This is a genomic window from Epibacterium sp. ABZ3_068 (assembly GCF_056159265.1).
Genome location: NZ_JBSWUV010000001.1, coordinates 3561017 through 3574106, shown reverse-complemented (window position 1 = coordinate 3574106; position 13090 = coordinate 3561017). Strand labels below are relative to the sequence as shown.

The following is a 13090-nucleotide window of genomic DNA, read 5'->3' as shown; positions in this document are numbered from 1 at the left end:
GCATGGCGCAAGGGGTCTCACGTCAGTGTGAGAACCATTACATCCGTGTTAACGTATTGCTATTTCGGCGATTTCGTCAAATCTATTGGTGAGTTCTTCGGCAATTTCTTGCAAGCCTGCCCCGGCTGTTTGCACATAAGGTGCAAAAACGAAGTTGGGTGTTTTGTAAGACAGGGTTCCGCTGCCATCCGTGTTTTCGGTAACATAGAATCGGATCGGGGCCTCGATCATGGCTGCGGTGGACAGGTTCAACACCCGCACCGCATAGTCGTTGTTGAACACGCCCATGACGCGATTGCCGGGGATGGTGATTCCGCGCGCCGCCGCTGCTTTGGTTGGGCCTGCCTGGGTCACCACTATCAGCCCATTTGATTTGACCGCAGCGGCGAGGTCTTTGACCAGCTCAGCATAGGGTTTGTCCGTCGCGTGTACGGCCCAGCCCGTCTGCGCTGACAGGTCGTTGGCCTGTGCCGCGGCGGGCATAGTCAGGAGCAAGATCAGGACACGGGCAAAACGGGGGAGGCTATCAAACATGGGAAATCCTGTGCGTATACAATTTTCAGGCAAACCCTATTCCTTTTGGCCTGAAAGAGTTGTCACGTTCCCGTGCTTGGCAAATACCTGCGTCTACGACCAGCCTTTGCGGAAAAAATGTGGACTTGCGCCAAAGCGTCGTTTGAACTGGCGGGAGAAATGCGTCGCACTGTTGAACCCCGAAGCCAGCGCGATTTCGGTCACGGACATTGAGGTTTCGTTCATCAGCCCATAGGCGTGATGGAGGCGCATGTCGAAATAGACCTGCATGGGGCTTTGGTGCAGGTATCGCGTAAAAAGGCGCTCTAGCTGACGGCGGGAAATATCCAGCCGCTCGCAGATATCGTGGATGCTCAGCGGTGTTTCGATCGCCTCCTGCATCATTTGCAGGGCATTGAGAAGCCGTTGGTTGCGGCTGCCCACAGCAACAGCAAAATTGGACCGTTGTGGCTCACTGCCTCTGCGGGAGCGTAAGTGCAGGCACATGTCAGCACAGACGATGGCCAGCTGCTCTCCATGGCGTTCCTCGATCAGCGTCAGAATCATATCGGTGGCTGCATGGCCACCGCCGCAGGAGATGAGTTTTGGGGTGATTTCAAATATATTTGAAGACGGGGTCAGATCGGGGAATTCTTCAAGGAACGCAGGCTGATCTTCCCAGTGAAGAGTAAAGGTCCTGTCCGTCAGAACTCCGGCCTGTGCCAAGGCAAATGCCCCTGTGTTGATGCTGCCTAAGGGGCGCCCAAACCGCGCGGCTTTGCGAATCCAGTTCAGCGCTTTCTCACCCGCTGCTTGCTGCGGTTCTCCGCCGGCACTGACAAACGTCAGCGCCCCGTCGGGGCAGTTGTTCAAAGCCATGTCCGGGGTGACCAGCATTCCGTTGGAGCATCGAACCTGATCACCATTTTCGGTCAGGATGTACCAGCGGTAGAGTTCTTTGCCGGTCACCTGATTGGCCACGCGAAGCGGTTCAATTGCAGCGGCAACACCCAGCATCATGCTACGGGGGAGCACAAGAAAGTAGAAATCCTGGGGGGCGCCGTTGAACGAAATGTCGAAATGAGCGGATGAGGCCCGCGGTACAAAACTGTCTTGGGTCATGGCACCTCCTCTGCTGGTGCGGGGCAGTCGTGAACCGAGCGCCAAAAGAAAACGCCTCCGCTTGTAACAGTCCGCGCAATTATTAATGTAAAGTTTGCGACCTGCGCGTTTGGGATTGCGACCTAGCCAAGAGTGGTGGCGTTTGCGACATTTGTACAATTAAAATCAACCGCTCCCTCTTGCAGCAGTATTTGGCCGCCACTAAGACTCAAGTAACCACCGCGCGTTTATGATCGCGCTTACAAGTGAAATGAAGGCAGGTTCCAATGATTGATCCCCGCGAAACATACATGAATACCCTTGTGCCGATGGTCGTTGAGCAGACCAGCCGGGGCGAGCGGGCATACGACATCTTCTCGCGCCTGCTGAAAGAGCGCATTATCTTCCTGAATGGCCCGGTCCATGACGGTATGAGCTCGCTGATCGTGGCTCAGCTTCTGCACCTTGAGGCGGAAAACCCGTCCAAGGAGATATCCATGTACATCAACAGCCCTGGTGGTGTTGTGACGTCTGGCCTGTCGATCTATGACACGATGCAGTATATCAAGCCCAAGGTCTCGACCCTGGTGATTGGTCAAGCCGCGTCCATGGGGTCGCTTCTGTTGACCGCTGGCGAAGCCGGGATGCGTTTCTCGCTGCCCAATTCGCGCGTTATGGTGCACCAGCCTTCTGGCGGTTTCCAAGGTCAGGCAACTGATATCATGATTCACGCCGAAGAAACGCTGAAGCTGAAAAAACGCCTGAACGAGATTTATGTGAAGCATACAGGGCGCGAATACGAAGAGATCGTAAACGCTCTGGAGCGCGATAACTTTATGTCGCCGGACGAAGCGAAGGAATTTGGTTTGATCGACGAAATCGTCGAAAACCGCTCGAAAGGTGATGAAGAGGCGAGCGAATAACGCCCTTTGTCGCAATTGTGCGTGGCGATGCGCTGATGCACAGTTTTTATTCATTGTGGCCGTTTGGGACCTGTCCTAAGCTGCCCAAATGGCGAAGGTTCCCCCGACATACGGTCGGGGTGACATCATAGCCGAGCGTACTGAAAGGTAGAACATGGCAACGAACTCAGGCGGTGACAGCAAAAACACCCTCTACTGTAGCTTCTGCGGAAAGAGCCAGCACGAGGTGCGTAAGCTGATTGCAGGCCCAACAGTGTTCATCTGCGATGAATGCGTCGAGTTGTGCATGGATATCATCCGCGAAGAGACAAAAGCCTCGGGGTTGAAAGCCACCGATGGTGTGCCGACGCCTCAGGATATCTGCAACGTTCTGGACGATTATGTGATCGGACAGGCGACCGCGAAACGCGTTTTGTCCGTGGCGGTTCACAACCACTACAAACGTCTGAACCACGCCCAAAAGGCCGGTAACGATATTGAACTAGCCAAGTCCAATATTCTTCTGATTGGCCCAACAGGTTGCGGTAAGACACTTTTGGCGCAGACACTTGCGCGCATTCTGGATGTGCCCTTCACGATGGCGGATGCCACTACCCTGACCGAAGCCGGTTATGTGGGTGAAGACGTTGAGAACATCATTCTGAAGCTTCTGCAGGCGTCTGAATATAACGTAGAGCGTGCGCAGCGCGGCATTGTCTATATCGATGAGGTCGACAAGATCACGCGGAAGTCTGAAAACCCCTCGATCACCCGCGATGTGTCGGGGGAGGGTGTTCAGCAGGCGCTTTTGAAGCTGATGGAAGGCACCGTCGCATCGGTTCCGCCGCAGGGTGGCCGGAAGCATCCGCAGCAGGAATTCCTGCAGGTGGACACAACCAACATACTGTTCATCTGTGGTGGCGCATTTGCAGGCCTGGACAAGATCATCGCGCAGCGCGGAAAAGGCTCTGCGATGGGTTTTGGCGCAGATGTACGTGACAATGATGATCGCGGCGTAGGGGACCTTTTCAAGGAGCTGGAGCCGGAAGATCTGTTGAAATTCGGTCTGATCCCGGAATTCGTGGGGCGTCTGCCGGTGCTGGCCACTCTGGAAGATCTGGACGAAGACGCTCTGGTTACCATTCTTACCAAACCAAAGAACGCGCTGGTCAAACAGTATCAACGCCTCTTTGAACTGGAAGAAACCGAGCTGGACTTTACCGACGAAGCGCTCAAATCCATTGCCCGCAGAGCGATTGAGCGCAAGACCGGCGCCCGTGGCCTACGGTCTATCTTGGAAGACATCCTGCTGGATACCATGTTCGATCTGCCGGGTATGGAGAGCGTCGAAAAGGTTGTTGTGAACGAGGAAGCTGTGAATTCCGAGAAGCAGCCGCTGATGATCCACGCCGAAGGTGAAAAAGGCGAAGCCTCAGCGGGGTAAACCTGATCTTGAATTTGAATGTGCAAAGGCCGATGTTCAGTAACATCGGCCTTTTGTTTGTTTTGTGCCTTCTTTTCTGATTTTGCTTGGAGCCCTCATGACAGTTCAACGATTTGAATACAGCGACGGTATTGATCCCCTGGTGGGAGAACTGTGTTTGCCGATGGCGAAAGAAAAAGCAGCAGGGATCCTTGTTGCGCCTGCTTTTGGCGGCGTGGGAGAGGTGGAATTGGACACTGCAAGGGCTCTGGCCGATCTGGGGTATGTTGCCTTGGCCGTTGATTACTATGGCCATGGAAAACGTGCGCAGGGTCCCGAAGAAGCGCAGCAATGGATGGCAGAGTTGAACGCGGATCGCTCGGTTCTGATCCGTCGCATGCATGCGGCCCTGGAAGCAGTAAAAGCGCTGACGCAGGTGGACGAGAACCGGATCGGGGCCATGGGTTTCTGTCTGGGGGGCAAGGCAGTCTTGGATCTGGCCCGCAGCGGTGCGGATTTTCAAGCCGCGGTGTCAGTGCATGGGGTCTTTGACCGACCCGCAGGTGTCGAGGGGGAGATTAAGCCTGCTGTTCTGGTGCTGCACGGTTGGGATGATCCGCTTGCACCCCCGGCCGCAGTGACTGGCCTGGCTGAGGAGTTGACCACGTTCTGCGAAGACTGGCAGATCCTCGCCTTGGGTCACACGGGGCATGCTTTCACCAACCCAAAGGCCCAGAACGCGGCCGGCGGGATGATGTATAGCCCCCGCGCCACAAAGCGAAGCTGGCGCGCAATCACCTCGCATTTTGCGGATCATTTATCGGGCTGACAGCGGTGCCAGCCCTGCCTAAAGATTGCGTATCAGAACCAGAGATAAATGAAGGTAGTACAAGATGACGATCAAACGTATTTCGTCTGGCGGTGAATTCGAGGCCAAGATCGGATATTGCCGGGCCGTGGTTGCAGGTGGGTTCGTTCATGTGGCGGGCACCGTCGGGGCAGGGGACGATGTGGTGGCTCAGTGTAAATCCGCGCTTGAAACCATTGGGGCAGCTTTGGAAAAGGCGGGGGCGAGCTTTGCTGATGCGGTTCGTGTGAACTACTATTTGCCTGACGCGGCCGAATTCGAACCCTGTTGGCCGCTTCTGGCCGAAACTTTTGGCGACAACCCTCCGGCTGCGACTATGATTGAGTGCAATCTGATTGATCCCAAGTTCCGGATCGAGATTGAGCTAACCGCGCTTGCTCCGTCCGTGTAATGCGGTCCTGAGCTCGTATGGCGTGGGGATTGCCCGTTCGGACAGGACACCGGCATAGTTCAACTTTTCTTCACGCCATTCGTCATAAAGCCCGACCAGATGCTCCAGTGTTTTTTTGTCGTTCTCACGCAACTCTGCGATCATAAAGCGGGCATCATCTACCAGGTTGCACATGATCCCACGGATGGACTTGTTCAACAGGTCCTTGTCCAGATCCCCCTGGGCCATGCCAACGGCGAGGAACTCATAATAATTCAAGAGCTGCTGTAGCGCTTCTGCCCCTTCACGTGACTTGCCTTCGCGCGCACGGGCAGCCTTCCAGTCATCCAGGAAAATATCCTGATCGGTTGGGAAGGTCTCTTTACGCAGGCTGTTGGTTTTCTGGAAGTATTCAGACAGGCGACTTTGAAACAGGATGTTGATTGTATGCTGTTTCCGTTGCGCGGCCTCGGCCCGTTTGGCATTTCGGAAATAGGAGTAAACCGCAAACAGGATACCACCAACGGCAGTCAGGGCAGAGACTGCGATCCCATACAGGCTGACAAGGATGCGGAATTCACCGTCCGGCTGATCCGGGATCAGTTTCAACAGTGCTTTGAATTCATTGGTCAGCAAGAATGTGGCCAAACCTGCCGAGATCAGAATCAAAAATACAAGAAAGCCCAAGGCTCCCACGGCCAGAAGCCCAGCCATCAATCTATTCATCAGGGCTGTAATCTCTTGTTTAAAAACGTGCTTTTAAAAAGGGGCGGGTTTTACCCGTTGCCAAAACCTTCAAGGGTCATTGTCATCTCTCCTTGTGATCTGAAGGAACCATACAGCACTATGGGCAAAAACGGAAGTTTTCTGCTGTGTTCCCAGTCTGACGCCACGCTCTTAATATGGGATTAAGGCAGCGCACTGCAAGATTGCGCCGGATTATAGGTTAGGCGCGTTCTGCATCTGGACCTTACTGCGTTTTTAGGCCATATCAAGAACGGATTATGCGGAGGCACCCATGGGAATCCTGAACACACTTTTGCAAGCTGTCACCTGGTGGAATGGCGCCACTCTGAATACGGCGATCTATACCCGTCGCAACGGCACCAAAGTGGGTGAAGATGATCAGGGCAATGTGTTTTACCGCAATGCAGATGACAGTAAGCGTTGGGTGATCTTCAACGGTGAAGCCGAAGCCTCCCGCGTGAGCGCGGATTGGCATGGGTGGTTGCACTGGACATATAACGACGTACCAAGCGAGAAACCGCTGAAGCACAAGTCCTGGGAACAGCCGCATCAGGAAAACCTTACCGGTACGGCGCTGGCCTATGCCCCTGCAGGTTCGATTCGCGCTGGCGGTGAGCCCAAGGCGCGCAGCGACTATGACGCTTGGGTCCCGGAATAAGCCAAAGGCGCTCTCATCATGTCTCAGAACCCAACCGAAGTCGTCGTAGGCGGCGTTGTTTTGGCTGCCGCTCTTGGTTTTGCGATCTATGCAGGACAGGCGGCCGGTCTGTCGCGCGGTGGGTCTGATTACCCGCTGACGGCCTCTTTCCGATCAATCGAGGGGGTGAATGTCGGCACAGACGTGCGCCTCGCCGGTGTGAAGGTGGGAACCGTGAGCGCAGTCGGCCTGAACGCAGAGACTTTTCGCGCCGACACCACCATCAGCATTCGGGACGGGATCGAAATTCCCGATGACAGCGCAGCTGTTATTGCGTCCGAAGGGCTCTTGGGCGGGAATTTTGTTGAGATCGTTCCTGGCGGCTCCCCTTATGGATTTGCGCCCGGAGACGAGATCCTCGACACGCAGGGCTCTGTCAGTCTGATTTCGCTGCTGCTGAAATTTGTGTCGGGCGGAGACGAATCGTGATCTTGCGGGCCGCAACATGTGTGCTGACCCTGTGGGGCATGTCGCAAGCCGCCATGGCGCAGGGTGTTGTTGCAGCTGAGGGCGTAAGTGCCGTATTGCGCAGTCTCGACAAGGTGAACGGACGCGTGGAAGACGTGGAAGTCCCGGTGGGGGGCAGCGCCAAAACACAAGGTCTGATGGTCACGGTCAGTGATTGCCGCTATCCGGCGGACAACCCGACCGGGGAAGCCTATGCCTATCTGCGGATTCGAAATCCACAGGATGGGGTCGATTATTTCCAGGGTTGGATGATCGCTTCCAGCCCGGCGCTGAACGCACTGGACCACAACCGCTATGATGTCTGGGTTCTGCGCTGCAAGACGTCCTGAGCGCTTGGGAGAGGGCGTGCGGTGAAGTCAGCGTCAATCTCTAAAGCATCTTTCAGCAAGCTCTGATAGGCAGCGCGGGAAATTTCAGTCCCGCCAAGGGATGCCAGATGTGACGTTATGAATTGCGTATCACATAGGGTAAATCCACAGGCCTCAAGATGGGTCGTCAGATAGGCCAGCGCAACTTTGCTGGCATCGGTCCTGCGTGAAAACATACTTTCGCCAAAGAACGCTCCCCCCAGCGACACGCCATAGGTTCCGCCGACCAGCGTTTCCTGATCCCAGACCTCGATCGAATGGGCGTTTCCACGGTCATGGAGTTCGATATAGCGGTCACGGATCTCATCGTTGATCCAGGTTTGGGGTCGGTCCGCGCAACCATCAACCACAGCTGCAAAGTCCTGATTATACGTCAGCCGAAATGCGTCACGGCGAATGGTTTTGGCGAGGGAGCGGGACATGCGAAACTGATCCAGAGGCAGAATGCCACGCCGCTTTGGGTCGACCCAGAAGATTTCGGGGTCGTCGCGGTCGTCGGCCATCGGAAAAATCCCGATAGAATAGGCGTGCAGTAAAAGTTCTGCGGTCAGGTCCATAAAATGCCAAGTCCAATAAACAAAAAAAGGCGCGCCGGAGCGCGCCTCGCTTGAGCCCAAATCCTATCAGGCTTGCAGGTTTGTTTCCAGCCAACGTTCCAGCCAGTGGATATTGTACTCACCGGAATGAATGTCCGGCTCCTGCAGAAGCGCGTGGAACAGTGGCACAGTGGTGTCGATACCATCCACGATCAGCTCTCCCAGGGCGCGCTGAAGACGTGCCAGTGCTTCCTGACGGTCGCGACCATGCACGATCAGCTTGCCAATCAAACTGTCGTAGTAAGGCGGGATCGAATAGCCATCATAAAGCGCCGAATCCATCCGCACGCCCAGACCACCCGGCGCGTGGAACGCGGTGATTTTACCTGGGCAGGGGGCAAAGTTCGGCAAACGTTCGGCGTTGATGCGCACTTCGATCGAGTGGCCGTTGATCTCAAGCTCATCCTGAGTAAACGACAGCGGCAGACCTTCGGCCACGCGGATCTGTTCCCGAACAAGGTCGACACCAAAGATCGTTTCGGTCACAGGGTGTTCCACTTGAAGGCGGGTGTTCATCTCGATGAAATAGAACTCGCCATCCTCATAGAGGAATTCGATGGTGCCAGCGCCGGAATAGCCCATCTTTCCAATGGCATCCGCACAGATCTTGCCAATTCGGGCACGCTCTTCAGGGGCGATGCAGGGGCCGGGGGCCTCTTCGAAGACCTTCTGGTGGCGGCGCTGCAGCGAACAATCACGCTCCCCCAGATGTACGCCATTGCCCTGGCCATCGCCAAACACCTGAATCTCGATGTGACGCGGCTTCTGGAGGTATTTCTCCATATAGACCTCGTCATTGCCAAAGGCTGCTTTGGCCTCTGAACGTGCGGTGGAAAAGGCAACTTCCAGATCCGCTTCGGTTGCGGCCACTTTCATGCCGCGCCCGCCACCGCCGGCGGTGGCCTTGATGATCACCGGGTAGCCCATGTCAGCCGCGACCTGCTTGGCCTCGGCAACCGTGGCAACACCGCCGTCCGAACCGGGCACACAGGGGATGCCAAGCGCTTTTGCGGTATCTTTCGCCGTGATCTTATCGCCCATTTGCCGGATGTGCATGGCGGAGGGGCCGATGAATTTCAGCCCGTGATCTTCGACGATCTGTACGAAATTGGCGTTTTCGGACAGGAAGCCATACCCCGGATGGATCGCCTGCGCGCCAGTGATTTCACAGGCCGAGATGATCGCTGGGATCGACAGGTAGCTTTGCGCGCCCGAGGGCGGGCCAATGCAGACGGATTCGTCTGCCATACGGACATGCATCGCGTCCGAATCTGCGGTGGAATGCACAGCAACGGATTTGATGCCCATTTCCCGGCAGGCACGGATCACGCGCAGCGCGATCTCCCCCCGGTTGGCAATCAGGATTTTGTCAAACATGGGTCCGTCCTTACTCGACGATGACCAGCGGAGACCCGAATTCGACGGCTGCGCCATCTTCGACCAGGATGCGTTTCACAGTGCCGCCTTTGGGAGCCGGAATGTGGTTCATGGTTTTCATCGCTTCGACGATCAGCAGTGTGTCGCCTTCGCTGACCTTGTCGCCCACTTTGACGAAGGCCGGTGCACCGGGTTCTGCCTGCAGGTAAACAGTGCCCACCATAGGTGAGGTCACCGCGCCTGGATGGCTGGCCGGATCCTCGCTGGCCTCTGCGACGGCAGGCGCTGCTGCGGCCACTGGGGCAGGCGCAGGGGCTGCTGCCGGTACCTGCATCTGCACAGGAGCTGCAACTGCCGTCTGGCGAGAGACGCGCACGTTCAGGCTGTCATCTTCACCATAATCCCGTTTCACTTGCAGTTCAGTCAGATCGTTGTCCCGCAGCAGTTCAGCCAGTGCCTTGATGAATGCTACGTCTGCGTCATGATTTTTGTTTGTCATTTTGTCCTCAGCCGGTTCCGACAGGCCCGCCATGCGGGGCGGGTTGGAAATCAGGGCGCTTATAAGCGAAGCTTTGCCCTATGGAAAGCACCCTTGGTTTGAGCGATAAATGGCCGTTCAGTGGACGGATTGCAAGACGCCACGCATCAAAGTGGCATGCCTGACAATTTAGCCACCAGTTCTGGCAATTTGCGGGCGCCGAATTTGCTGAGCAGATGGGCCCGATGGGTTTCGATGGTACGATAGGAAAGATCCAGCGCCTTGCCGATTTCCTTGGCCGATAGACCTCGACATGTCAGGATCGCAACTTCGCGTTCTCGCGGGGTGAGGGATACAACCGGTCGATCCTGCGAGATATCAACAAACGACCAGACGCCGGTCTCAAAGGGATTTTCGGGCGAGGTTGACCTGCCGCGCACACGACACCAGAACAGATCGCCGTCGCTGCGCCGCATAATGCGTTCATCTGTATAGGTATCTTTGGGCGCGCCAAGCTGCTGCAACACAGTGCCAATCCGCTGGAAGTCTTCCTGACTTGGGTAGAGCTCAGCAATGGTGCAATCGATAAAGTCGTGCGGCGTGCCGCAGAAAGTTGTGGCAAACTGCCGGTTGCAGGCCCTGATCACCCGGTTTTCCAGGACCGCAAGGCCGACAGGCGCGTGGTCAAAAGCAAATTCTGTCATGCCGCGTATTTACCCCAGCGCGGCCAGATAAGAAAGCGCTTCGGTTCCTGCACAACGTCTCCTGCGAAACACCTTATGTAGTGGCTTCTTGACGCCCCATCAAAGTGTCGATCAACTGGCTCATGACTTCCGCACGGTTCGCGCATCCGGCTTTGCGGTAGATCGCATTTAACTGCGCTTTTATGGTGCCCTCCTTGCTACCGCGCATTTCCGCGATCTCAGCCGTGCTGAGCCCTTTGACAAGGAACGTGGCCACATCCCGCTCGGCGGGAGATAGTTCCCAAAGATCAAACTGCGCGTCGATTACCTCAAAGATGGCTGTTTGCGTGTTTGCCAAGGCGGTTTCCAACCGGGCCTTCTGCTGCGTCAGCCGTCGTAGGATACGTACCTCCAGAAAGATTGCAGCAATCAGACCAAAGGTCGCCATAAGCTCGATAATGGCATGGGGGCCTTCTTCGTCATCCAGCTCCGGCAAGAATAAATCGCCGATGATATCTCCCAGAAAGAAAATGGAACACAAGCTTTGGACCACAATCAGGGTTATAAGGATGGCGGGTCTTGCCGGATCAGACGTCATCAGCTCTGAGGGTCCTGTGAATTGGATAAGGGCAACTCTTTGTAGCCCGTGACCATGGATCCTGCCAGATCCACTTTGGTGCGGTGGCTCTCAAAAATGACCGCAATTACATGCAGCGCGACCGAGATTTCTGCCCAGGTTACAAGCGCTTCATGTAACTCCTCCGGCCAGGCAATACCCCAAAGCGCATCGGTGGTCATCAGATACCCTGTTGTGCCAATGGCCAGCAGCGTTGCGAACAGGTTGTAAATCATCAATACACCCAAAGGGGAATGGCCTGCATGCGGGGTGCGGCGGCCTGCCACCATGTCTTTGATCTGTTCACAAGCATGTCGCGCATCCGGAGGGAAGTTTGAAAACCGGGCGTGTTTGCTGCCGATAAAACCCCAGAGCAGGCGAAACAGCACAAGTGACATGATACAATAGCCGATCCAGTGGTGTAGGGCTGCGTCGGGGTCAACCAAAATCGCATTGGATAGAAACAGGCCCGCCAAGGACCAGTGAAAGATACGGACGAACACGTCCCAGACATAAAGGCTGTGCACGGGGGGCTCCTGTTGTCGGATACTACGGAAAAGGGTGGTGGGCGCCGCAAGGGCGCCCGCTGATTTGCAGGACCAACAATCAGTCTTCTTCTACCTTCATGATCTCAAGGTCAGCATTCATGTAGATTTCCAGCTTTTTGCCATCCTTGATGGCATAGGCTTCATACAACCCGTCTTCTTCTTCGATCTTGCGTACTTCATATCCTTTGGCGGTCAGGTCTTCGCGGATCTTTGTTTCCAGTTCCGCTGTGAGCGGCGCGCCTTCGGACGCCAATACGGCAAGGGGCAGGGCGATGGCGGTTGCCAGAACACAGGCGGCGGCACGGATCGGGGTAAAGGTCATGATATGTCACTCCATTCAGACGAGGGCGTTTTGAAGGTTACACGGGGCGAGCAGTTGCGCTCCGTGGCAATGACATCGCTGTTGGAGTTCAAATCGAAAATAGGCGGCGGGTTCTATAACCCACTGATTTGGCGGGTTTATAACTCTGGTTTATGGAGGCTGTGCCAAGGCTGGGCAAAAAAGGCCGCCCTTTGTCAGGGCGGCGGAAAAACCTCTTTTGAAAGGCCTGTGACAGACCGTCAGTTTGGCAGTTCAGATCGCTAGATATTCGGCTCTTAGGTCGTGATTTTCCAGCACTTCAGACGCGGTGCCGTCGAAAACGATGCCGCCGGTATCCAGAATGACCGCACGGTCCGCGAGTTCAAGCGCACGCACGGCGTTCTGCTCTACGATGATCGTGGTCATACCTTGCTCCTTAACGTGAATAAGCGTCTTCTCAATCTCATCCACGATGACGGGCGCAAGCCCTTCGTATGGCTCGTCCAAAAGCAAGACTTTGATATCACGGGCCAGAGCCCGGGCGATCGCAAGCATCTGCTGCTCCCCTCCAGAGAGCGTGACCCCCTCCTGCTTGCGACGCTCGCCCAGACGCGGGAAGAGATCATAGAGCCGTTCAATCGACCACCCGATGGGCGGCGCAATCTGCGCCAGCTGCAAGTTTTCTTCAACAGTAAGACCCGGAATGATACGCCGGTCTTCGGGCACAAGTCCCAGGCCTGCGGTGGCTGCCTCGTATGAGGTCATCAGGTGTAACGGTTTGTGATCAAGCCAAATCTCACCCTGTGTCACCATGGGGGATCCCGTACGTGCGATGGAGCGCAGGGTGGAGGTTTTCCCCGCCCCATTGCGGCCCAAAAGTGCCAGGATTTCGCCCTCATGAACATTAAAGTTGATGCCCTGAACGATATAGCTTTCGCCGTAGTAGGCATGCATATCCCAAACCGACAGAAAGGCCGGAGCGGTGGTGGCCTGATTGGCATTTTTGGAAAAGTCGGGTTTGACGTTCATCTGGT

At 55.7% G+C, this 13090-nt stretch carries 18 protein-coding genes; 7 read left to right on the top strand and 11 right to left on the bottom strand.

All coding sequences use genetic code 11. The annotated features are described in order from the left end of the window. Positions 1 to 48 precede the first annotated feature (48 nt). Positions 49 to 534, bottom strand: coding sequence for a DUF302 domain-containing protein (locus ACXAEW_RS17120; protein WP_474942478.1), 486 nt, complete (start codon positions 532 to 534; stop codon positions 49 to 51). 93 nt (positions 535 to 627) lie between these two features. Continuing rightward, complete coding sequence (locus ACXAEW_RS17115) at positions 628 to 1635, bottom strand: GlxA family transcriptional regulator (protein ID WP_474942477.1); 1008 nt, start codon at positions 1633 to 1635, stop codon at positions 628 to 630. Between the two features lie 266 nt (positions 1636 to 1901). On the opposite strand from ACXAEW_RS17115, the gene ACXAEW_RS17110 reads away from it, so the two are divergent. From ACXAEW_RS17110 to ACXAEW_RS17095, 4 genes are all read left to right on the top strand, one after another. Beyond that, entirely contained in the window at positions 1902 to 2537 is a 636-nt protein-coding gene (locus ACXAEW_RS17110; RefSeq protein ID WP_474942476.1) for an ATP-dependent Clp protease proteolytic subunit, read from the top strand. Between the two features lie 154 nt (positions 2538 to 2691). Next, positions 2692 to 3960 (top strand): ATP-dependent Clp protease ATP-binding subunit ClpX, encoded by a 1269-nt coding sequence (gene clpX / locus ACXAEW_RS17105; protein ID WP_474942475.1) that lies wholly within the window; start codon positions 2692 to 2694, stop codon positions 3958 to 3960. 97 nt (positions 3961 to 4057) lie between these two features. Beyond that, positions 4058 to 4768: a dienelactone hydrolase family protein gene (locus ACXAEW_RS17100; RefSeq protein WP_474942474.1), complete on the top strand. Its 711-nt coding sequence runs from the start codon at positions 4058 to 4060 to the stop codon at positions 4766 to 4768. 64 nt (positions 4769 to 4832) lie between these two features. Continuing rightward, positions 4833 to 5198: a RidA family protein gene (locus tag ACXAEW_RS17095; protein ID WP_474942473.1), complete on the top strand. Its 366-nt coding sequence runs from the start codon at positions 4833 to 4835 to the stop codon at positions 5196 to 5198. Here the strand turns inward: ACXAEW_RS17095 and ACXAEW_RS17090 are convergent. After that, the gene (locus ACXAEW_RS17090; RefSeq protein WP_474942472.1) at positions 5172 to 5903 is read right to left on the bottom strand and encodes a DUF4760 domain-containing protein; all 732 of its coding nucleotides are present in this window, start codon (positions 5901 to 5903) and stop codon (positions 5172 to 5174) included. The genes ACXAEW_RS17095 and ACXAEW_RS17090 overlap by 27 nt on opposite strands. 292 nt (positions 5904 to 6195) lie before the next feature. On the opposite strand from ACXAEW_RS17090, the gene ACXAEW_RS17085 reads away from it, so the two are divergent. The 3 genes from ACXAEW_RS17085 to ACXAEW_RS17075 are packed head-to-tail and all read left to right on the top strand — an operon-like array spanning position 6196 to position 7418. Beyond that, entirely contained in the window at positions 6196 to 6582 is a 387-nt protein-coding gene (locus ACXAEW_RS17085; RefSeq protein WP_474942471.1) for an NADH:ubiquinone oxidoreductase subunit NDUFA12, read from the top strand. Between the two features lie 18 nt (positions 6583 to 6600). Further along, complete coding sequence (mlaD, locus tag ACXAEW_RS17080; RefSeq protein ID WP_474942470.1) at positions 6601 to 7050, top strand: outer membrane lipid asymmetry maintenance protein MlaD; 450 nt, start codon at positions 6601 to 6603, stop codon at positions 7048 to 7050. A 38-nt stretch (positions 7051 to 7088) separates the two neighbouring features. Then, positions 7089 to 7418: a DUF2155 domain-containing protein gene (locus tag ACXAEW_RS17075; protein WP_474943058.1), complete on the top strand. Its 330-nt coding sequence runs from the start codon at positions 7089 to 7091 to the stop codon at positions 7416 to 7418. Here ACXAEW_RS17075 and aat read toward each other — a convergent pair. From aat to ACXAEW_RS17035, 8 genes are all read right to left on the bottom strand, one after another. After that, complete coding sequence (gene aat, locus ACXAEW_RS17070; RefSeq protein ID WP_474942469.1) at positions 7382 to 8014, bottom strand: leucyl/phenylalanyl-tRNA--protein transferase; 633 nt, start codon at positions 8012 to 8014, stop codon at positions 7382 to 7384. The genes ACXAEW_RS17075 and aat overlap by 37 nt on opposite strands. Before the next feature lie 66 nt (positions 8015 to 8080). After that, positions 8081 to 9430, bottom strand: coding sequence for an acetyl-CoA carboxylase biotin carboxylase subunit (accC, locus tag ACXAEW_RS17065; protein WP_474942468.1), 1350 nt, complete (start codon positions 9428 to 9430; stop codon positions 8081 to 8083). 10 nt (positions 9431 to 9440) lie between these two features. Then, the gene (gene accB, locus ACXAEW_RS17060) at positions 9441 to 9929 is read right to left on the bottom strand and encodes an acetyl-CoA carboxylase biotin carboxyl carrier protein (protein WP_474942467.1); all 489 of its coding nucleotides are present in this window, start codon (positions 9927 to 9929) and stop codon (positions 9441 to 9443) included. 146 nt (positions 9930 to 10075) lie between these two features. Continuing rightward, a complete protein-coding gene (locus ACXAEW_RS17055; RefSeq protein WP_474942466.1) occupies positions 10076 to 10612 on the bottom strand; it encodes a PAS domain-containing protein in 537 nt (178 codons plus the stop codon). Positions 10613 to 10685: 73 nt separating this feature from the next. Beyond that, entirely contained in the window at positions 10686 to 11189 is a 504-nt protein-coding gene (locus tag ACXAEW_RS17050) for a helix-turn-helix transcriptional regulator (RefSeq protein ID WP_474942465.1), read from the bottom strand. Beyond that, on the bottom strand, positions 11189 to 11734 hold the full coding sequence (locus ACXAEW_RS17045) for a cytochrome b/b6 domain-containing protein (protein ID WP_474942464.1): 546 nt from the start codon (positions 11732 to 11734) through the stop codon (positions 11189 to 11191). Before ACXAEW_RS17045 ends, ACXAEW_RS17050 begins: the two co-directional genes overlap by 1 nt. A gap of 79 nt (positions 11735 to 11813) precedes the next feature. After that, a complete protein-coding gene (locus ACXAEW_RS17040; RefSeq protein WP_474942463.1) occupies positions 11814 to 12077 on the bottom strand; it encodes a PepSY domain-containing protein in 264 nt (87 codons plus the stop codon). A gap of 252 nt (positions 12078 to 12329) precedes the next feature. Next, the gene (locus ACXAEW_RS17035) at positions 12330 to 13085 is read right to left on the bottom strand and encodes an ABC transporter ATP-binding protein (protein ID WP_474942462.1); all 756 of its coding nucleotides are present in this window, start codon (positions 13083 to 13085) and stop codon (positions 12330 to 12332) included. Between the last annotated feature and the right edge of the window lie 5 nt (positions 13086 to 13090).